The following is a 20,230-nucleotide window of genomic DNA, read 5'->3' as shown; positions in this document are numbered from 1 at the left end:
GAATAGAGGCGTACCCGTAGCGCACTATTGCTTCGCCATTTGCTTTCTGCGCAACTCGCTTCACAGAAGCTACCATGTCAGCGCTCCCCCCTCACAGCCGAAAATAAGCTTGTCCGGCTTAATGGGAGTGTGGCCAGATCAGTTTCAATCGCGCCGTTCAGCGCGAGTTGCAGGACAGCTGCGCCCACGAGTGCGGAATTCCCCCCTTCGCCCAGTTCTAGAAATCGCTGAAATGCGACTTGGCGATGTTTCTGCAGAAGATCAAGTACGCCATGTTTGTACTGTCCAAGTGGCCATTCCCGCGCCGCCGCAATCCAGGAGAGCGCCCTATGAACGTTACGCGTCCAAACGTCACGCGCCACCAACTGATTGAACGTTAGTACTTCCRGGCGCTKGATAGTGCTTAGCGGCCCTTTGCCGACGGCGTTTCGCAAGTCCTCAACGAAGGCCGAAGTATCCGGCTCCGTGTAAATCAACCGACGCCAGACAACTTCGCCGTTGGTCATCGTTACCTGTGCCGCGACCAAGTCCGCGAACGCATCGCCAGCAAGTGCGGTGACAGCTGCATGCGGCGTGTAGTCGACAGTGTTGACGAGTGGATCGCCCTCCACCATCAGGAAGTGGATGTAGCGAAGCCTTCCGGCAAGCACAACATCGCGCCCCATTTTCTGGCTGTAGTGCAGATGAAGGTCTTGCGCCTTATGACCGCGTGCATCGTAAGACTCGGCCATCGCTCCTCGAATTCGGGTTCCTAAGCGCGCGCCTTTATATTGCCTCGGTGCATTTGGGGGAGGGGATTTAGTCATAGCCTTCTCCGTAACTACGCATTGAAGCGGTTGAGACGCGGCTGCAGTGGAAATTACATCGCCGCGGTGCCATGGCTGAAGTGGCACTGATGCAACGTCAGACCACGACCGATTGGTCACTGAGAGCGACAGAGAGGAGAAAAGCTGCCCAAGGCGCTCGGCGTGGCGAGGCCTCCTTGCCCGGGGCAAGGTTCGGCGATAGAGTGTGCTTGACCGGTACCTCTGGTCTGCAGACTCAAGAGCCCGTCGCGGGTTGGCGCCTTCGACGGGCTCTCTGCTTCTCTTCTATCGCGCTCATGGATTACCGTTCATGACGTGCTCCTTTCTCGCACTGGTCTGGCTACCCGCGCAGAACTCTTGACCAGGTAGCGTGCAACGTCCGTTGCAAGCACGAAGACTCCACGTCTTCCCGAAAAGCGCAGTACCGGAAGTTCAAAGTGCTTGCGCTGGACGTGGCGGTCGAACGCGTCCGCGGTGGGGAATTGCAGGACCTCCGCCAGCGCCTTGCGTCCTAACAGGACGCCGTACCGATCCATCAAGTACTTCGTGATGACCGCATCATCCTGGGTGCGAAGGGCTTCCGCGAAATTCATACCTGCCTGCCAGTTTGCCTACTCATGCCTCAGTGTGGCGACGGATGGCGACGGTCGCAACCTCAGTTGCATGTGGAAGAGACGAGCTGCGTCGCAGGGAACATATTCACTGCGCGATTCGGCCCTCAATCGCATGCGGACACACGACAGTGCGTAAAACTTTGCGCATTGGTATTGGATCGCTCCGTGGCATTTTTGTCACACTTGCGGTTAACGAAGGTGAGAGGCTCGAGAGATGACCACTGATGAAGCGATCCGTTTGTTGATGAACCACCTCAATGTGGCCAATCAAATCGAAGACCGCATGAATCAAAAGCGACTCCAGTGGGGGATCAACACCACGCAGATGCTGGTGCTTGCGGAGTTGACCCCGCGAGCGCGCGGGCGCGGGAGGGCCAAGTCGGAATCTCGGGCGGCAAGCGCGTCAGAGCTTGCTGCCAACCTGAGCGAGAGCCGAGCAATGATTTCAATTCAGCTGAAGGCTTTGCGCGACAAAGGCCTTGTGCAGCAAATAGAGTCTGCCTCGCTTGTGGACCGGCGCGCTCGGCGGGTCTACGTGACGGCTGCCGGCGCGAGGATGGCCAGCGAGGTCAGGGAGCTGTTGACTCTGCTTTCAACGGTCCTTTGCATCTCCATCGGCCACAAGCTCGCTCCTACGAATGCAAAGGCCATGGCGCTGCTGGTAGAGAAGCTGCCAGACGCTCCCGAGTTGTTGGACGCGGATAGCGTGATTGCATTTCGACGGGAGTCGATTCGCGCAAAAAGGGCGGTGACCATGAAGCGAAGGGGTCGATAGGGACCTCTGCCTCGGGCGGCTCAGTGTGAATCGCCCCGGGTTCCGTGGAGGCCGGTTGGTTTAAGTCAGGCCGGCGTAGTGGCCTGCTCAGCGAGTTGCCGGTAGTAGTTTGCCTCAGCCTCGGCGGGTGGGATGTAGCCGATAGGCTCCAGCAGCCGGTGGTGGTTGAACCAGGACACCCGGCGGTCTCAAGTCTGAAGTGCAACACCCGCTCGCATCAATGTGTGGTTGAGACTTGACGTTGGGACTTGACGTTGAGAGTCGGCGTTGGGTATGGAGGCAAATACCCGCAGGGGCGAATCCCAGTCGGGCGTTGCGCGAGGCCGGTTGTTCATCTCATCGGCAATGGCATCGCGCTCGTCTTGGCTGAAGACCGACAGGTCGGTACCCTTGGGCAGGTAGTGGCGCAACAGCCCATTGGTGTTCTCGCACGCGCCTCGCTGCCACGGGCGGTGTGGGTCGCAAAAGTAGACCTTCACGCCAGTACGCCGGGTGAGCTCCTGGTGCCTGGCCATCTCGCGCCCCTGGTCGTAGGTCAGCGTCTGGCGCATCGGCTCGGCAATCGAGTTGAGCTTGGCGCTGAACGCCCGCAGCGCCGATTCAGCCGTCGCATCTGCCATCTTCGCCAGCAGCACCAGCCGCGTGCTGCGCTCCACCAGCGCGCCCACCGCCGACTTGTTCTCGGCCCCGCGGATCAGGTCGCCTTCCCAGCGTCCGGGCATCACGCGATCGGCCACCTCGGGCGGACGCACGTGGATGCTGACCATCTCGGAGATCTGCCCGCGTCGATCCTGCCCACTAGCGCGTGGTCTGCGTGTGCTATTGCCCTGGCGCAGGCAACTGACAAGCTGGCGGCGCAACTCGCCGCTGGCGTGCGCGTAGATCGCGGTGTAGATCGTCTCGTGCGAGACCTGCATGTCGGATTCGTCGGGCAACATGCGCTCCAGTGTGCATGCGATCTGCCGGGGCGACCAACGCCACGACAGGCACGTCTTCACCACCAGCCACAGCCGCCCTTCGCGGTACAGCTTCGGCCACGGCCGCCCGGCCTTGCGGCGGGTCTGCGCCATGCGTTGCGCTCGGGTCGATGCGTACGCCTTCCTCTGCTCGGTGTTGCGCTGCAGCTCTGCACCTGTGGTTGCGGCAGCAGCGTATGCGTCCGACACATGGGTCAACGCTTGCAACTGAATCCATCGCCTCGGTCCAATCAAAGCCCCTCGCTTGCCGCCAGCGCCAGGATCCTCTGCACTGAGTCGCCCTGTTCAAGCGCCGATCGTGGCGTGCGTCCCTCTAGCGCACCGAGTGGCGTCTCCAGCCATGCCAACATCGCTGGGCCGTTTCCCTGCAGAGCTCGTGCCAGCTGCTCGACAACCTTCCGAGCGGCCGCGTCGAACTGCCACCGGGGGTACCGCCAACCGAGAACCGAGTGCCGCAAAGCGATGACTTGGGGGGACTTCATCGTCGCCAAGCGGCGCACTTGCGCCGTGGTCATGCGGGCCAGGGCCGCCGCTTCAGCCGAGCTCACCATGTCAGCGCGAAGCGCACGGACGTTGACATAGTTCGACAGCGTCGGCAGGAAGTCTCTTTCGAACGCTACGCGAGCGAGGCCACCCGCAGCTTCACCTGTGCCGGACGCGCCGATCCCTGACTGCGTTGCATCGATGCGCGGATCGATCTCCGGCCACTTTGAAGGGGAAGCCTTGATAACTTCATCGGGAAGCGGTCGAAGCAACCGCCGCAGTTCGGGTCGCAGTGGTGTGCCGCTGATCTCGTTGCGGGCGTGACGCTCGGGCTCCTCCCTCTGAAGTTCTTTGAGCCTTTCCCAGGCTCGGTCGAGAACATTCTGCKTCAGGCCGGAGGCCGGGTCGCAAACCAGAAGATGGTCGCGCGCGTCTGGTGAGAACCGCTCAGATTGATCGTCGATTGCGAGCCAGGCCGAGAAGTTGTGGCCGTGGTCGCGGAGCCAGAGGCGACACTCGGCAGATCGCTCATGTTCGGCGTGTATCCGATCCATGTTCGAAGTGACGCCAACAAGGCGCTCCTTCAGGTCCGGCACGTCATGGAAAAGAAGTTCTCGCAGCTCGGCAAGCTTGTATACCTCGCGCCAGCTGCTACTCACCACTAACTGGATGTTTGGATGTGACCGGAGCCAAGTACCCAAGAGCTCGGCGCGCTCGAAGTACCGGTCGATATCTCCCTGCGTGCGATGCAGCACGCCGTCAAAGTCAACGAAGACAAAAACGGGGTTCACTTTGCGCACTCGTGACCGAAGCTAGCTTGGTCGAGTTCTACCGGCAGAAGGGCTGACTGAGACCAGGTCGGCACGTTGAGCACACCGAACGCGAGGGCGGCCAGCTTGCCACCGAACGCACTGCCTCTCTTCGCCCAATGCTTCGCGTTGCGCCCGTAACGGTGGATGACGGCCTGTTCCACCGTCTCGTAATCCACGCTCCTCGGCCAGGTTGGCCGCGCGATTAGCTTGAGGTGCGGGTAGCCGAACACGAGGAGCCTCATCCTGATGCCCTCAGTTGTCGCCGACGTGCATCGTCGATCTCGCCCGGCATGACAACCTCCCACCGCCCGTCGGGCCACAGCGCCGAGACGCCACGCAGTCCTACTCCATGGCTTTCGAACTTTTGCTGTACCCAGAATCCAGAGCTGTCCTGGTTGTYGTGATGATGTCCGTGGATTGCATACCGCGCACCGAGGAACTGCGCCAGCTCGTCGATGGCTCGGAAGCCCGTTCCGTTGCCGCTGACGTCGCAGTGGTAGGAAGGTGCCTCGTGCGTCACCAGAATGTCCGCCTGCATTTCTGCCAAGGCGTCGTACTCCTCTTCGAAGATGCTGGCCCAGTGCTTGTGGTGCACCTGGGGTGACGCAGCATCGTACGGATTGAAGCGGTACTGTCGCGGGGTCACGCGCTCGAGATCCAATCGCGAGTAGTACGTTGATCGGCGTCCGTTCTTGTCTCCTACCTGCGGGTACCACACGTCGCCCCTGAACACTCCGGCGAGGCCGGCCAAGCGTAGGCCTCCTTTCAACGTGACCACGCGTCCGTGGACGTTGTGCGGGTCCGTGTTTCGGTTCCAGACGCGGCGAGCCAGCACTTGGCTGTCGGCATCGTGGTTGCCCGCAATGAAGTACCACTCGATGTCGCTCTGTTGCAGCGCAGCCATCTCCTCTTCCAGAGGACGCGAAGGCTCCATGTCCCCGAGAAGAACGACGGTTGATGCGCGAGTGCGACTCGCGCTCTCAACAACTTGCCGAAACCTGGAGTGCGGATCCCCGCAGAACAAGACAGGGCGCAACGTCATGATTCGCTCCCGAACGGCCGGAACCGTCCTGGTGCAGGTGCATGCGAGTTGGTTTGGATTGCCAAAATTGGCTGAAGAGCGGCGGGCATGGCGTGGACTTGCTGCGTGGACGCGAAATGTCGCCCACCGGCTTGAAAACTCGCGTTGGCTAGAGCGCTTGAAAACGCTCCCTGTGTAGGGCGAGAACCGCGCGCCCGGATCGCTGATGGCCAGCCGCCGCGGGCGACATGCGGCATCACACCCCAATCGAGGCGACGAGACGTCGCTCGCCAACGATCGGCGGTTCGTCGCTGGGAAACGTGCAGTAGAACTGGATTCCTCCCACGTCCTCAACGATCACGACCGGCTCGTTCGACGGGACCTCGTTCGCAGCCCACACGCTTCGAATGTCGCGAACCGTCCAACCGGTGCCATGAGCATGCGGCACGACCTGCTGCAAAGAGACGAGCGCGTGCCGTGCTGGTGGCGATGTCTCACCAGCATGTGCCAGCGCCTGGGCGTCGATCAGATCGATGAGGTCGTTCTCCCAGCTGCAGCACACGGAGCGCACGAAGCTGCTCTCGTCTTCCTGGACCAGGAAGGTGATGATGAACCAAGGCATTTGAAGCGAGAGTTCGACTGCCCTGTAGTAGCCCGACCCGGGCGAGCGAAGGAACGGCGGAACGGGGAATTCGAACGATTTGTGACAGACGAACATCGGCTGGTGGGCGTCGCCGGACTGGATCCGGTGGCTGAGTTTTTTATAACCGGAAGTATCCGGAGGTCTTCGCGATCTGGCGAGCGCGATGCCGCTTGTACGACTGCGCAGCCCGTGGTTAGATTCCCTTTCGGAATACGCCCGGGATGCGGCTACCGTGGCTGGCGAAGGGTCGTCATGTTCAAGTCTCTAAACAGCCGTCATCAACAAATCTTCCTGGAGCTCCTGCGAAGCAATCGCGAGTCTGTCAGGCTGCGTCAGGCCGACTTGGCGCAGCGGCTTGGCCGTGGCCAAGCAACGGTCAGCAAGGTCGAGAGCGGTGAACGCCGGATCGACGTGATCGAGTTGCGCGCCTGGCTGCGCGCGCTGGAGGTCGATTTCGTTGCCTTCGCCGTCGAACTGGATCGACGTCTGCAGGCTCATCCGGTGTCTGATGGCCGGTTCCGCGTCGCACGCCGGAAGGATGCCCCTGCGATCTCACAGGGCACCGCCCCACCACGGCGACGAACGTAGATTCGCTTGTCGCGGAGCTTCTGCACGAGGGACGCCAACTGCGGATCCTCAGGAACCCAAAGGCAGCCAGCAAGAAGACCGGCCGGTGGATTTGGTACAGGGCTGGCGATAGGGCTCCGCCATCTACGTCGGGCCTAGCTGCAGGGGAACTCTCGACTTGGGACATCGTTCGACCAGCGCCGCAGTTGCCGCCCCTCGGAATGGTCGATGACGCCGGAGGGAAGGGCGTATCCGGCGGTGTATGAACTCAGTCGGGCTTCCTCGTGCGTCGACGGATGCCTCTGGACTGCTGTGCTTTGAGAAGCGCCATGGTCGTAAGCCGCTCATCAAGCTCCTGAGCGAAAACAACGAAGGAAACACCCAGGGCCGCAAGCCATTCATGCAGCTCGATCACGTCGAGGCGGCGAACGCCGCGCTCGCTCTTGCTGATGTCGGTCTGCCGCATGCCGGTTCGCTCGGCCAGCTGGACTTGCGTTACTCCCGAGCGCTCGCGAGCAGAGCGCAGGAGCTCCAGCAACACATTCTCGGGCTCGATCTTGATGGTTCGAGGCATAGGTCACACGATCGGAGGCGTGGACGATGCATGCGAATCTGGAATATGCGAAATTCGACTAGTATTCGTTGGAAGCGTGTACGCAGAGGCGGACTACGCGCAGGGCAGAAAAGAACTCCGATGGCAGAAAAAACCACGCACACACTCTCGAACGGCCAGGAACTCTGGCTCTGTACCTTCACCGGCGAAGTATTGGATCAGAGCAAGACTTCGACCACGACGGTGTCGCAGCAAGCACCAACCGTCCTCAGCAGCAAGATGGTGATTCCAGGGCGAATCGAGACCACCACGACGTCAGAGCACGAGATGTGGCTGCGCTCCGCTGATGGTCGAGAGCACCCAATCCGCATGTCGGACATCGGCTTGGCGGCGCGTCCTGGACATACCGTCACGGTGCTGTGGGGCAGCATGGTGGGAAACGAACAGGGGCAATACTTCGCGGGCCGCAACCACACGACCGAAGAGGTTCGCAGCGACGTGCTTGCGCTGGGCCACGAACTGCGAAGCTGGCACCTCAATGTCGGCGCCGGCGCGAACTTCCTTCTCTGGGTCTCGGTCACCGCGATCGTTCTGGCGCTCCTCGGATTTGTGCTGACCGGCGGTAGCCTGGAGAATCGCCTGTCCTTGGCATTCGGCGGGCTGATTGCGGGGGCCGTTCTTGGGTTTATCGCATGGGCCGTTGTCGGCAGCAATCTGGGTCCGGAGAGAAGGGCTCGCGCAATCGCCGATGAGATCAACCGTCTTGCTGAGGAGCGCTTGCTGGCCGCGTGACGGAATCCAGTTCTTGGGCGACGTGGTGGTCGCAGCCGCCGACCACCACGGCCAAGTCGTCAGGCTGATGTCGGACGGAATGACGTTGGTGATCGAGCCACGGCCACCAGCGGTCTCCTGGTTGAGTCAGTCTTGGTGACCATGCATGRCCCACCGAAGGGGGCTCGGTTCGGCGCCAGCACAAAGCCGATCTGGGCTGCCTCGTCAACAGCTTGGCGGCGACTGGGGTACATCTCCTGGCGACCCAGCTCCTCCGCCAGTCGCCGGCATCTGAGGATTCGGTTCGTGGACCAATGCGCCCGCGTGCATCGGTTTGATCTACGGCTGCAGCGTTGGCGAAGGGCGCGTAAGCATCACATCATCGGAGGATGCGGTGAGACCGGCCGGTTCGGAGAACTCTACCAGTCGCCGAAGTTGCTCCGGGCGATGGATCGCTAGCCATCGAACCAGTGACGGGTTGGTAAGGAGCTTGCGGATGTGGGCAGACAGGATGCTTAACTCCATTGTCGCGTTGGCATGATGAGCGGCAAGTCGCCGAGTTTCTGCAGCGGACGCCGCAAACGACCCGCGCAATGCCTTTGCTGCAGCCCGCTCTGCGTCATTCCATGCGAAGCGCGGCTTGCGAACGAACTGTTCCCTTGACGTAGAGCGAACGAGCGCAAGCGCGACCCGCGCGGAGAAGTCTTCAAGATCGAGCATGGCCCTCGCAACTTCGACCTGTCGCTCAGGCACGAGCCTTCTCAGGCAGCGATAGACCCCTTCGGACACAGGCGATTCGCCGATGAGCTGTTGCGCGTCGGCGCAAATCCGATCGAGCATGCCAAGCCGCAGTGTGATGTCGGAGACCTTGATACCGAAGACTTCGGCGAGGTACTCGCTGCCCATGCCGAATTCCGCCGCCCGCGACAGGATCTGATGTTCTCGCGCGATCGAAGGTACGTTGAGGCGCTCCGCCGGTCTCAGACGCTCGGCTACCGGTTGAAGGCAGATCGCCGACTGTGCACGCAGGAGTTGCAAGACAGACACTCGAAGCTCTCCATCCGCAACGAAGAACCGATCGTCGTTCGACTCGCGCATTCCTGGGGGAACGGGTACGACCACTATCGCTGTGACCTGACCGAAACGCTCGATGGACTGGCGAAGTTGCCAAAGGCGATCGCTTCGACGCTCGTCCGGTGCGGTTTGACCGCGCAACTGCAGCTGCTCAAGTCGAACTGGCGCAGGGAAGCGAACGAAGTTGAGCTGTCGCTCAAAGGTGCGATGGTTCATCCATTCACCTCTGCATGATGGCCCCAAGCGCGCAGCACCTCTGGCACGGTGGGGGAAGAGCTGCCGGCGATGAGGACACTGCAGTCAGGATCGTTCAGGAGCTCAAGCAACTCGGACTTGGTGGCTTGAAGGCGAGCCAGAGCGAGGGCGCCCTTCGCATGAAACCGCTGATGCTCCGCGAGCTTTCGGCCGTAGAGCCCGAACAGTTCGACAGGCGCCATTCGAAAGGTGGATGTCCGTGCGGGTGGATCCTGATTGCCGGAGGGTGAGTTCATGGAGGGTCTCTGCGCGAATGGTGCAAAGAGCTCGATGCTCGACTGATGTGACGGCCCCCGTGCGTCCACCGGAACGCGTGACATGAGCGCGAAGAACAGGCAGAGGTCTTGGCAGTGATAGACGTCTAGCTCCCGGCTATTCGCCTCGCGCAGCGGCCGCTCGGAGGCTGGACGATCAAGGGCGGGAATGACGTAGAAGTCGAAAGGACGCTCGTTGGCTTCGTCGAGCCGCACGTAGATGCTGATGTCCGCAGCATCGGGGTCCGGCTTCTGCAGGCGCCAGCCTCGATGTCCGTCGATTTGGCCAGCAGTGAGGATCACGATGGCGACCTGCAGTTCGCCATTCACCAGCAGCATGGTGGTCACCTGATCCATCACCGCGAAGCCCCCTGCGGTGTAGATGCCCTTGATGACGGCTCCAACGATCCGGGAATAAAGCTGGCGGGCTCGTCGATTGGCGTCGACGAACTCCATGTCCCGGGCAGGCTCGAAGCCGGCAAGACGGAAAGCATTCTTCAGCGAGCCGAAGTGCTGGACGTAGGTCGTGCGCGAGGGGATCCCGTTGCGCGCGCTGAGCATCTCCGATGACAGGCGGGAGCGCTCCGCCAAGAGCTCTCGCAGGGCTGCCACCATTCGCTCATCGTGGTACTGCTGTGACCGTCGGCCGAATACTGCTTGCGCCTGCTGGAATCGTTCGGGCGTGACGAGGGGCTCGAAGGCATTCGGTCGTCGGATCCACGCCTCCGGCGGATTGCGCTTTGCTGGCGTGTGGAGGCGAGATGATCTGCGGTTGTAGAGAATCGTTCCGATGTACTTCTCGTTCGTCAGAACTTGCATCACCGTGTGCCAGGTCCAGGGGCGTCCTTGCTTCCAGAAGACACCACGCTTGTTCATGCGCCTCGCAATCTCTTTGACAGGGAGATCGTCGTCGATGAAGAGCGAGTACATCAGGTTGACCAACTGACGGTGTTCCTCGGATTGCGGAATCAGCACCACGCGATCCGCCTGCAGGTACTTGCGTTGCCCTGGCTGAAGAATGGCCTTCGGCTTTCGAAACGGGTCGACCAGCTGTCTGCTGAGCCCRAACCCTGGGTGACCGCCTTGGTGAAACCCTTGCTCGATGGAGTAGCAGTGCCCGGCGAAGACTTTCTCCGACAGCTCCCGGCTGTATTCCGCGGCCATGCTGCGCTTCATCGCTACCAGGATGTTGGCAACCATCGAACCGTCATTGGCGAAAGGCTCGGCGCAGTACAAGACACGCACGCCGTTGCGGCGACAAGCCAGCTCGTAGGAGGCCGCCTCATCAGGATCCTGAAAGCGCCCCCATCTGCTGATGTCGTGAACCAAGACGGCGCGGTATGGCACCGGCGGGTGCTGAACGTCGTGGAGCAACTGACGCAAACCTGACCGGTCCCGGATATCGAGCCCACTCTTCCCGAGGTCCTCGTACGAGCACACGACGTTCATCCCGTGCTCGTGGGCGTATCTGGCGATTGCGCGGGACTGGTTGGTGATCGAGTAGCGCTGATGCTCTGTGGACATGCGCACGTAGCGTGCGACGGGAATCAGCTCCGACGCCGCTGCAATCTCGGCGCCGCCGGTGTGCGTGTCGGTCATGATGCACCTCGCGAGCAAGCTCAGAGGCGCAGTATGTGACCGTGACGGAGTCTCGTCCACCAGAAGGCCGAGCTGTCACCAGCAATTGGTACTTCGAGCGCCGCGGGCGGCGTTGTTGGCAGGGCTAGTGGAGGGTGGGGTCCGAAGGCAGCAGAGAGACCTCGACCAGAGACGAGGCGTTCGGCGGGCGGTCGGAACCGAATACTGCGTCGAGGACACACTCCTCCACACCAAACCACACCTGTGCGGCATCGAACTCCGCATTTGACGGCAGCTTCTCTGGAGGAAACCCCTCGGCGTCCCAGCGCTTCAGCTTGTGGGCCGAACGGGCAGCGAACGCAGGTGGCACCTCGGCCGCCGCGAACAGCGCGTGAAGGGCGGCGAGGGCGCGCTCGATCTGCTGCGGTGATGCGCCGACTACGCTGAGCAACCAGTTCTGTCGCGGCAGGACAGGTGCTGGGCTCTGCCCGTCGGTCATCGGTGGCAGATTCACGCCCATGAGGTGGTCTGCGGCTTGGCTTGCCGGGCGCTCGCTTTGGATGGGGTCGGCCACCGCGGTTTCCCACAGATCCCAAGCATCCATCAAGCTGAGCCTGGGCTCCAGTTCGAACACACGCTCCCAGAAGGCAAGACGCCACTGCCGATCGGACGCATCCGAATTGATCTGCAATCGGAAATAGCGCTCCGCCCAGGCCTCAGGCGTGCCGGAATCGGTTGCAGCGAAGGAGTCCTCCGCCACCTCCTTCAGCTGCTCGATCGTCGCCTTGGCATCCAGCTTGCTGAGCTCGGCAAACACGCGGTCGACCCAGGCGGCTTTCTTCAGGGCAGTCGACATGATCTTTCCAGTACTGCGGGGGGTTTGAGGCTCGGACGAACTCTACGACGGGACGAGACGGCTGACGAGAGGGCTTGTCATGGCCAGCCCGACAGAGGTTCGAGAGTAGGCTGCTCGCGTTCAACGCATCCAAGGAGACGACAGCATGGAGCAGTTCGATGAGGCAGGCGATGTCGCCAAGTACCTTCACGGCGAAATAATGGCGTTGACCGCGCTGATTGCGGCGGTGGTGAAGGTTTCCGTGCCGAAGCCGCTGTTCGAACAAGCGGCACTCAGGGAGCTGCAGCTGCTGCGAGATGCCTTCCAGCCCAATCCGGAGGCGGCAGTCCAGCTGCGGGCCGTCGAGATGACCCAGAAGTGGTTGTTGGACTTCACTCGGGGCGGCGCCCCGACGAACTGATCGGGGCGAGCTATGGAGGTGGCCGGACTACAGGATATGAGGCACCGCCTCACACACGTCTCATATCGGGCGCCACTGACAAAGGGCCCGCATCGCTGCGCGCCCCGTCAATACTGGCTCATCGACCTGGGCTCGAACCAGGGACCTACGGAATAACAGGCCGCCGCTCTCGTCACGCGTTGCCCGCTTCGCCGCGAGTGCCTTGCGAATCTGCATCGATGTTCGGGCTTGCTCGCTCCACGGTCTACCAGATCGTCGGCCAACGGGACCGCGCATAGAAGCATCCGGGCGAGCGAGGTGAAGTGCCGTGGATCCTGTAGGCATTCACCTGCGAGAACGTTGGTGGTTCTCTGGCAGATCCAGGACGGCTGCCGCAAGAAGATCGAACAGCATCGGTGTTTCGGAGACCGCAATGGACGACAAGAGCAAGGCTGGCGGGCAGGACCGCACCAGGATCAACGCCAACGAAGACTACGAGGTACGCAACTGGTCCAAGAAGTTCGGCGTGAGCGCTGAGCAACTGCGGGCGGCGGTGAAGGCCGTTGGATCGAATGCGAAGGATGTGGAAGCGCATCTGAAGCAGGGCAAGTCGAGCTGACGAGGCGCTCACCACGCCATGGCCGATAAGCCGAGTGCCCGCGGTGCTGAAGCACCCCTGGCGAAGTACAAGGCGAAGCGGAACTTCAGCGTCACGCCTGAGCCTACGGGTACCGGCTCGCGTCGAGCGGCAGGCCGGAAGCAGCAAGCGCCCAGCTTCGTCATCCAGAAGCACTGGGCCAGCCGGCTGCACTACGACTTCCGCCTGGAGCATGGCGGCGTCATGCTGAGCTGGGCGGTGCCCAAGGGCCCCAGCTTCGATCCCGCCGTCAAGCAGATGGCAATCCACGTCGAGGATCACCCGATCTCGTACTCGGACTTCGAAGGCGAGATCCCCAAAAAGCAGTACGGCGCGGGCACCGTGATCGTCTGGGACCGCGGTACATGGGAGCCGGTTGGCGATGTCGCTGAGGGTTTGGCGAAGGGAAAGCTGATCTTCCACCTGCACGGTGAGAAGTTGGCCGGACTGTGGGAGCTCGTGCGGATCTCCAAGCCAGGCGACAAGAAGCAGGAGCAATGGCTGCTGCTCAAGAAGCGAGGCGACGGGTGGACTCGAAGCACTGCAGACTACGACGTCATCGTCGCCTTGCCCGACAGCGTGATCGCCCAACCGTTGGGGCTGCTCGAAGACAGACAGGCACCGGCAACGACCGCCAAGCGCTCGCCGGTTCAGGCGGACGACGACGAGCCGGATCTGACGAACGCCGTCAAGGGGAACATGCCCGAGGTGTTGGAACCTCAACTCGCGACGCTCGTCAGCGCAGCGCCCGCTGGTGGCTCGTGGATCATCGAGAACAAGTACGACGGTTACCGCATGCTCGCTCGGATTGTCGGCGGCAACGTGCGTCTGTTGACCCGCAAGGGCAACGATTGGACGTCGAAGCTGAAGGAGCTGGCCAGTCATGTCGAGGCGCTCGGGATTGCCGACGCCTACCTCGATGGCGAAATCGTCGTGCTCGACGAGAAAGGCGTTCCCGATTTCAACCGGCTGCAGAACGCCATCGACAACTCGCGCAGCAAGGACCTCGTCTACTTCGTCTTCGATGTGCCGTTCCTGGCCGACACCGACCTGAGGGCAGTCCCTCTGATGAGCCGGCGGGCGGTGCTCAAGCAGCTGATGGGACAATCCGAGTCAGAGCGTGTCCGAATCAGCGAGGCCTTCGACGTCTCCCCCGACCAGTTGCTTGCAGCGGCGTGCCACATGGGGCTCGAAGGCGTGATGCTGAAGCAAGCGACCGCGCCGTACGTCGAGGGGAGAACGGAGACCTGGCTGAAGCTGAAGTGCCAGAAGCGGCAAGAGTTCATCGTGGTGGGCTTCAACGATCGGAAGGACTCGACCACTGAGGTCGGGAATCTGCTGCTGGGGTATCACCACGAGGGGAAGCTGCTGTACGCAGGCGCGGTGGGAACGGGCTGGAGCAATGCGACTGCGCGCGAGCTTCACCAACTTCTCGCCAAGCATGAAACGGATGTGCCGGCGGTGGACGCGTCAGCCGTGAAGCCTGGCCGCTGGTCGCAGCGCAGCGCCGGCGCCAGGCACTGGGTCGAACCGAAGGTGATTGTCGAAGTGGCATTCGGCGAATGGACTCCGGATGGCCACATCCGCCATGCGTCGTTTCGCGGCGTGCGAACCGACAAGCCTGCGGCGGAGGTTGATCGGGAGAAGGCAAAGGACGTGGCGGTCCCAAAGGCGGCGGCGACGAAGGCTGACGCTGCCGTGCGAGCGGCCTCAAAGCGCGGCGCGCGAGCTTCACCGACCGCCGCCTCGAAGCTCAAGATCACGCATCCGGAACGGGTCATCGATCCTGCGTCCGGGACCACAAAGATTGAGCTGGTGCGGTACTACGAGAGCGTCGCCGACTGGATGCTTCCCCATCTCGAAGGTCGACCGGTGTCGCTCGTCCGAGCACCACAGGGCGTCGGCCAGCAGCTCTTCTTCCAGAAGCACCCGGAGACGAAGATGCCGGGGATGGCAGAGCTCGATCCGAAACTGTGGCCAGGCCATGCGGCGCTCCTGACAGTAGATGGGGTTGGGGCGTTGCTCTCTGCGGCGCAGATGAACACCATCGAGTTCCACACCTGGAATTCGACGGCGTCGCACATCGATCACCCGGACCGCGTAGTCTTCGATCTCGACCCGGGCGAGGGCGTCGGCTGGACTGAGGTGCAGGAAGCGGCCATGTTGATGCGCGGCTTCCTGGAGCAGCTCGGCTTGCAGAGTTGGCTGAAGACCTCCGGCGGCAAGGGGCTGCACGTCGTTGTGCCCTTGACGCCGAAGCTAACCTATGACGTCGTGAAGGGGTTCTTGCAGGCCGTGGTCGTCCACGTGGCGAAGACCATCCCCCAGCGATTCGTTGCGAAGTCTGGCGGCTCCAATCGCGTTGGAAAGATCTTCATCGACTACCTCCGCAACGGACACGGGCAGACGACCGCAGCGGCCTTCTCGGCACGCGCTCGGCCAGGCATGGGTGTCTCGATGCCGATCGCCTGGGAGCAGCTGCCGGAGATCAAGGGCGGCGACCAGTGGACGGTCGCTACCGCCCGTGAGTACATGTCATTTCAGAAGGAAGATCCCTGGGCGTCGTACACGAAGAGCCGGCAGACGCTGACGCAAGCAATGAAGACGCTCGGCTACAAGGCTCCGCACGCAACGAAGAAGTAACGGCAGCGCTATGTGCACGGCGCTGAAGCACCGTGCAACCGACTGCAGCGGAAGCGTCGCGACGAAGCCGCTACCGAATTTCCATCTCTCCCGGCGCGCGCCCGCTCGCGAGCTGCTCGTTGAACCAGTTCGGGCGCTTGCCGCGCCCTGTCCAGGTTTGGCTTGCATCGGCGGGGTTCGCGTACTTCGGTTGGCCTGGCTCGCCGCTGCCCGACGCCGCCTTCGCTGCCTTGGCGGGGAGGTAGGGGCGCAGAGCCTCGATCCCCTCACTGATACCGAAGCCACCCATCTGGAGCTTCTTCGCGTAGCCGTCGGCGAGTACCTTCAGCTCTTCGCTCCGCTTTGCGCCCAGTGCTGTTTCGGTCTGTTGCAGCAGGGCACGCAGCTCAGCGTACGACAGGCCTTTGAGTTCATCTTTGCCGGGTATCTGCGACATGATTCCTTGGTGTGAGGTTGGCGGCACGCTCGCCGCAAGAGGTGGGAGTGCTGTAGCCGCGGCGCTATGCCGCCTGGCGGTGCTCGTAGTAAAACGGCTGCTTGTCGTCGAGAATTTCTTGTTGACGTTGCAGGGCCCCGAGTGACGGGGAAAGCCAGTCGTGCATGCTCTCGGGCTTGATGGCGATTGGGCAGCGATTGTGCCCGGCCGCTGCGACTTCTGGCGGTGGCTCATCGGTGATCACCGCGAAGGAGAGCAGATCGTCATGGCCAGGCGCAGTCCAATGCGCCCATACGCAGGCAACGAGCATCGGGTCGCCGGACTGCGGGCGGAACTGCAGCACAGTGTTCGCCGGGGCTCCGTCAGGGCCGCTTACCGCGACGTTTTCATAGAACGCGTTCACGACCAATACACCGTGCGAGACGCCGAAAACCGGCTTCCAGAAGTTGTCCAGCGAGTCGCGGCGCGCGTTGTAGGTGGCGGGGTACTTCGTGTCGTAGAAGACCGGCTTGTCAGGCAAGCGGCACAGGTATCGCATCGGTACCAACTTCCGCTCGCCGTCGCGCATGACCATGACGGGTGCATAGTTCGCCGGGTAGATGCGCCCGTCACGTGGCTCGATGTGGGTTCTCCGCAGGTCGTCGAACTTTGCCTGGGCCCGGGCAATCTTGTTGTTCGCAATGCGCTCGCTCTCCTGAGCGCTCTTCGTCACCTTCGTCACCAACTTGCGTTGCGCGTCGATCAGTCGCCTTCGCTGGGTGAAGAACTCGGCCTCGAACTTCGCGACCTGCTGCAGATTGAACTCGTCAATCAGCTCTTTGATCCTGAGCTCGTCGGGCGAGCCGGGCGAGGCGAACGGAGCCTCCATGCTCTTCGGGATCACGATCGAGGGGTCTGAGCGCCTTCGCCAGAAGATGTCGAAGTACTCTTTGATGCTCATGGTCGCACCCCACTCGCGGATGTACAGCTTGTACTCGGCTTCGACTTCAGCGCTGTAGCACATCCCTTGTCCTCCACACGCAAGGCCGTGGCCCGATTGCTCCCTTGAGCGATCGTAGCGCCTGGTCGACGAGACGCGAACCGTGCCCTGATGTCCTAGGGGGAGCCGGGGAGGCGGTGTTGTCAGATGCCCGGTGACGCAAGGTCTCTCGCAAAAATATCTTCAGCGTCAAAAATCAACGGGCTCAACGCTTTACCGACCGAATGGTGCAAACGTCGCACGCGGACGGTGGGCCGTCTCCTCACGTGGTAGCTGTATGGATGTACAGTATTCATATGAATTCGCGTCCAAGCCGACCAGTGTCTGCGATGCCTCGCCTGCCAACGCAGGTGGAGGCCGCGGTTTGGCGCGCAGATCAGATTGGGAACGAGCGGTCGCGCGTGTTGCCTACCGGCTTTCAAGCCCTTGACCAGGCTCTGCCTGGAGGCGGATGGCCGTGCGCTTCGATCACTGAGGTGCTGCAGGTCCAGCCGACCGTCGCGGAATGGCGGCTGCTCGGCCCGGGATTGAAGGTCGCGATGGAAAAGGGCGTCGAGCTCGTGCTCATCGGTCCACCGAAACTGCCTCACCTCCCAGGGCTGCGCCTGGCGGGCATCGATGAGCGGCGCGTGATCTGGGTGCAGGCTGAGTCGCCTGCGCAGCGACTGTGGACCACGGAGCAGCTCATCAAAGCCAACACGATGGCGGTACTGATGGCATGGCTGCCTCAGGTGAGGCCGGAGCAACTGCGGCGGCTGCAGGTGTGTGCGGCCAGCGCTGACAGCCCCGTCTTCCTCTTCCGTCCTGCGTCCGCGCAGCACCAAGCCTCCGCAGCGCCGCTGAGGCTGAGCGCCGAGTCCGATGTCGACTGGCAACTGCACGTGCGCGTGTTGAAGCGACGCGGCCCGACCATCGACGAAACGCTGACGCTGCGCTCTGTTCCTGCCGGACTGGAGGCGTTGATCACGCCCCGCATCGCCAAACCTTCGTCGCTCTTCGCCGCACGGCGTCGTCATCAGCACGACCCGCTTCAAACCTTCCTTTCTCAGGCCGATCCAGATGTTGTGGGCAGCCTTCCTTCCGCAAGTAGCGTCAGTTTCGGACGCCGGGCACCAGCGCACTGACGTGAGCTCGCAAGCGCTGGCCGACGCGGTCAGCGGCTTGAGCACCTGGGCGCTGCAGTTCACGCCGCGCGTTGCGGTGATCGAACCCGAAGGGGACTCGCCGGCAGTCGTCATGGAAGTCGAAGCCAGCGTGCGACTCTTCGGCGGCAAGCGCCGACTGGTCGGACGTGTCCGCGAGGAAGCCAGTGCACTGGGCGCAGAGCAGGTCAGTTGGGCGCCCACCAGCCTGGGCGCCGTCGCACTCGGGCGGGCTCGGCAGTCCAACGGCTTTGCGGCGCCCCTCGGCACACTGCTCGATGCGCTTCCCATCCACACGCTGACCTCGGTGGGTAAGCATCAGGCGACGCTTGCCCGACTTGGATGTCTGACGCTCGGTCAGGTCAGGGCGCTGCCTCGCGGTGGACTCAGCCGCCGCTTCGATGGGCAGCTTCTTGCCGCGCTCGACCAGGCGTACGGCTTGCGGCCGGAGGCGCATGAATGGGTCGTCTTGCCGGATGTCTTTCGGGCGCGTCTGGAGCTGATGGCGCGCGTTGAGCTCGCCCCGGCATTGCTGTTTGGCGCGCGTCGCCTGCTCCTCCAACTCAGTGCCTGGTTGACCGCGAAGCACAGCGGCGTCACGGCGTTCACCTTCCACTGGTGGCATGACACGATGCGGTCGCGATCGGCAGGCACCGGTGGCTCGTTGACGATTCGGACAGCGCGTCTCATGAGGGACGTTGAGCATCTCGGAAGTTTGCTGGCAGAGCAGCTGGCGAAGGTCGAGCTGCTCGCTCCGGTGGGCGACATCGAGCTGACCGCCGACGAGGTTGAGTCGCTGGAAGAGGCAAGCCTCTCGCTCGTCCCGGACGTGCGCGTTGCAGGTGAAGGACTTGCGTTGGTGCTGGAGCGCCTGGCCGCCCGCCTCGGCCCTGAACGGGTGCTCCGCCCGCTGGCATTGGAGGACCACCGGCCGGAGTGGATGTGCCAGTGGCAGGCAGCCGATGTTCAGCGCCCGAAGCGCCTCGCACGCGTGCTCGACGTTCCACAGCCGACGTTCATCCTCGCGCAGCCGCTGCGACTGGCGATGCAGGGCCCGCATCCGATGTACCAAGGCGCGCTGCAACTGCTCTCTGGTCCGCATCGCGTCGAAGGGGGATGGTGGGACCGCATGGAGGAAGGCGGGTCACAGTGCACGCGCAATGTCAGTCGTGATTACTGGATCGCGGTCAGTGAGCACGCGGGGGTCCTGTGGATCTTCCAAACGCGACTGGCCGAGAGTGAGTCGGCGGCTCAAACGGCCTGGTATTTGCACGGCACTTTCGCCTGACCGCCATGCGCCGCATTCCTGCGTACGCCGAGCTGCGTTGCGTCTCGAACTTCAGCTTCCTGCGGGGCGCGAGCCAACCCGAAGAGTTGGTGGAGCGCGCGTACGAGCTGGGATATTCAGCGTTGGCCCTCACCGACGAGTGCAGCCTCGCCGGCATCGTGCGGGCGCACGTGGCTGCGAAGAAGTGCGGATTTCATCTGGTCGTCGGCAGTCAGTTTCAGGTTCACTGCGACGAGGCGACACGTGCCGCCGTCCCTTCATTCGTTCTCACCGTGCTCGCGAACGACTTGAACGGCTATGGGAACCTCTCGCAGTTCATCACGAAGCTTCGGCGGTCGTCGGACAAGGGGACCTACCAGCTCGCGCTCGAGGATGTCACCGGGGCCGAACTGGCGGACTGCGTCGTGCTCTGCTCTCCCAAACGAATGTGCGAGCAGAGCCAGCTGGACGCCGTCGCCAGCTGGCTGTTGACGCACTTCATGGGGCGCTGCTGGTTCGGTGTGGAGCTCATCCGGGTGCTCGACGACGAGGCATGGCTGCACCGGCTGAGACAGGCCTCCGAAGACAGTGCCATTCCTCTTGTCGCAGTGRGCGACGTTCACTTCCACGTTCGATCGCGAAAGCCGCTTCAGGACGTACTGACGGCCACGCGTGTTGGGCGTCCCCTGACCGACTGCGGCCTGGACC

At 62.5% G+C, this 20,230-nt stretch carries 20 protein-coding genes and 1 pseudogene; 9 read left to right on the top strand and 12 right to left on the bottom strand.

The window, feature by feature from the left end:
- Positions 1-77: 77 nt before the first annotated feature.
- Complete coding sequence (locus AC1D1T_RS18690) at positions 78-731, bottom strand: hypothetical protein (RefSeq protein ID WP_477992291.1); 654 nt, start codon at positions 729-731, stop codon at positions 78-80.
- Between the two features lie 903 nt (positions 732-1,634).
- Between AC1D1T_RS18690 and AC1D1T_RS18685 the strand changes: the two genes are divergently transcribed.
- A complete protein-coding gene (locus tag AC1D1T_RS18685) occupies positions 1,635-2,195 on the top strand; it encodes a hypothetical protein (RefSeq protein WP_477829732.1) in 561 nt (186 codons plus the stop codon).
- A 188-nt stretch (positions 2,196-2,383) separates the two neighbouring features.
- On the opposite strand, the pseudogene AC1D1T_RS18680 reads toward AC1D1T_RS18685, so the two are convergent.
- The 5 genes and pseudogenes from AC1D1T_RS18680 to AC1D1T_RS18660 all read right to left on the bottom strand — a co-directional run.
- Positions 2,384-3,343, bottom strand: a pseudogene (locus tag AC1D1T_RS18680) (IS30 family transposase); the annotation flags it as partial.
- Positions 3,344-3,402: 59 nt separating this feature from the next.
- Positions 3,403-4,446: an HAD domain-containing protein gene (locus tag AC1D1T_RS18675; RefSeq protein WP_477992290.1), complete on the bottom strand. Its 1,044-nt coding sequence runs from the start codon at positions 4,444-4,446 to the stop codon at positions 3,403-3,405.
- A complete protein-coding gene (locus tag AC1D1T_RS18670; protein ID WP_477825882.1) occupies positions 4,443-4,709 on the bottom strand; it encodes a hypothetical protein in 267 nt (88 codons plus the stop codon). The genes AC1D1T_RS18675 and AC1D1T_RS18670 overlap by 4 nt, the downstream gene beginning before the upstream one ends.
- The gene (locus tag AC1D1T_RS18665; RefSeq protein ID WP_477992289.1) at positions 4,706-5,509 is read right to left on the bottom strand and encodes a metallophosphoesterase family protein; all 804 of its coding nucleotides are present in this window, start codon (positions 5,507-5,509) and stop codon (positions 4,706-4,708) included. The genes AC1D1T_RS18670 and AC1D1T_RS18665 overlap by 4 nt, the downstream gene beginning before the upstream one ends.
- Positions 5,510-5,744: 235 nt before the next feature.
- Positions 5,745-6,110, bottom strand: coding sequence for a hypothetical protein (locus tag AC1D1T_RS18660; protein ID WP_477825884.1), 366 nt, complete (start codon positions 6,108-6,110; stop codon positions 5,745-5,747).
- Between AC1D1T_RS18660 and AC1D1T_RS18655 the strand changes: the two genes are divergently transcribed.
- Positions 5,991-6,719, top strand: a complete 729-nt coding sequence (locus tag AC1D1T_RS18655) for a helix-turn-helix domain-containing protein (RefSeq protein WP_477825883.1) — start codon at positions 5,991-5,993, stop codon at positions 6,717-6,719. The genes AC1D1T_RS18660 and AC1D1T_RS18655 overlap by 120 nt on opposite strands.
- Positions 6,720-6,966: 247 nt before the next feature.
- Here AC1D1T_RS18655 and AC1D1T_RS18650 read toward each other — a convergent pair whose 3' ends face one another.
- Positions 6,967-7,272, bottom strand: a complete 306-nt coding sequence (locus AC1D1T_RS18650; protein WP_477825880.1) for a helix-turn-helix domain-containing protein — start codon at positions 7,270-7,272, stop codon at positions 6,967-6,969.
- A gap of 120 nt (positions 7,273-7,392) precedes the next feature.
- Between AC1D1T_RS18650 and AC1D1T_RS18645 the strand changes: the two genes are divergently transcribed.
- Entirely contained in the window at positions 7,393-8,043 is a 651-nt protein-coding gene (locus tag AC1D1T_RS18645; protein WP_477825879.1) for a hypothetical protein, read from the top strand.
- A gap of 318 nt (positions 8,044-8,361) precedes the next feature.
- On the opposite strand, the gene AC1D1T_RS18640 is transcribed toward AC1D1T_RS18645, so the two are convergent.
- The 3 genes from AC1D1T_RS18640 to AC1D1T_RS18630 form a co-directional block, all read right to left on the bottom strand.
- Complete coding sequence (locus AC1D1T_RS18640) at positions 8,362-9,312, bottom strand: ParB/RepB/Spo0J family partition protein (RefSeq protein WP_477992288.1); 951 nt, start codon at positions 9,310-9,312, stop codon at positions 8,362-8,364.
- Complete coding sequence (locus AC1D1T_RS18635; protein WP_477825877.1) at positions 9,309-11,204, bottom strand: recombinase family protein; 1,896 nt, start codon at positions 11,202-11,204, stop codon at positions 9,309-9,311. Before AC1D1T_RS18635 ends, AC1D1T_RS18640 begins: the two co-directional genes overlap by 4 nt.
- Before the next feature lie 124 nt (positions 11,205-11,328).
- Entirely contained in the window at positions 11,329-12,039 is a 711-nt protein-coding gene (locus AC1D1T_RS18630) for a hypothetical protein (protein ID WP_477825876.1), read from the bottom strand.
- 145 nt (positions 12,040-12,184) lie between these two features.
- Here AC1D1T_RS18630 and AC1D1T_RS18625 point away from each other — a divergent pair, with 145 nt between their 5' ends.
- The 3 genes from AC1D1T_RS18625 (at position 12,185) to ligD (ending at position 15,698) form a co-directional block, all read left to right on the top strand.
- Positions 12,185-12,439 carry a hypothetical protein gene (locus tag AC1D1T_RS18625; RefSeq protein WP_073466581.1) on the top strand — a complete coding sequence of 85 codons (255 nt, stop codon included), beginning with the start codon at positions 12,185-12,187 and terminating at the stop codon, positions 12,437-12,439.
- 412 nt (positions 12,440-12,851) lie between these two features.
- On the top strand, positions 12,852-13,037 hold the full coding sequence (locus tag AC1D1T_RS18620; RefSeq protein WP_073466582.1) for a DUF3606 domain-containing protein: 186 nt from the start codon (positions 12,852-12,854) through the stop codon (positions 13,035-13,037).
- Positions 13,038-13,055: 18 nt separating this feature from the next.
- On the top strand, positions 13,056-15,698 hold the full coding sequence (gene ligD, locus AC1D1T_RS18615; RefSeq protein ID WP_477992287.1) for a DNA ligase D: 2,643 nt from the start codon (positions 13,056-13,058) through the stop codon (positions 15,696-15,698).
- Between the two features lie 70 nt (positions 15,699-15,768).
- Here the strand turns inward: ligD and AC1D1T_RS18610 are convergent, their stop codons facing one another.
- Together AC1D1T_RS18610 and AC1D1T_RS18605 are read right to left on the bottom strand one after the other, a co-directional pair.
- Entirely contained in the window at positions 15,769-16,134 is a 366-nt protein-coding gene (locus tag AC1D1T_RS18610) for an H-NS histone family protein (protein WP_477828126.1), read from the bottom strand.
- A gap of 64 nt (positions 16,135-16,198) precedes the next feature.
- Positions 16,199-17,137 carry an SOS response-associated peptidase family protein gene (locus tag AC1D1T_RS18605; protein WP_477992286.1) on the bottom strand — a complete coding sequence of 313 codons (939 nt, stop codon included), beginning with the start codon at positions 17,135-17,137 and terminating at the stop codon, positions 16,199-16,201.
- Between the two features lie 305 nt (positions 17,138-17,442).
- On the opposite strand from AC1D1T_RS18605, the gene imuA reads away from it, so the two are divergent.
- The 3 genes from imuA to AC1D1T_RS18590 form a co-directional block, all read left to right on the top strand.
- On the top strand, positions 17,443-18,237 hold the full coding sequence (imuA, locus tag AC1D1T_RS18600) for a translesion DNA synthesis-associated protein ImuA (protein WP_477992285.1): 795 nt from the start codon (positions 17,443-17,445) through the stop codon (positions 18,235-18,237).
- Complete coding sequence (locus AC1D1T_RS18595; RefSeq protein WP_477992284.1) at positions 18,173-19,543, top strand: Y-family DNA polymerase; 1,371 nt, start codon at positions 18,173-18,175, stop codon at positions 19,541-19,543. Before imuA ends, AC1D1T_RS18595 begins: the two co-directional genes overlap by 65 nt.
- 5 nt (positions 19,544-19,548) lie before the next feature.
- On the top strand, positions 19,549-20,230 hold a 682-nt coding region (locus tag AC1D1T_RS18590), incomplete at its 3' end, for a PHP domain-containing protein (RefSeq protein ID WP_477992283.1).

The organism is Rhizobacter sp. P2_H3, from assembly GCF_056403355.1.
The sequence above is the reverse complement of the archived record's forward strand: the minus strand, read 5'-3'. Positions and strand labels throughout refer to the sequence as shown.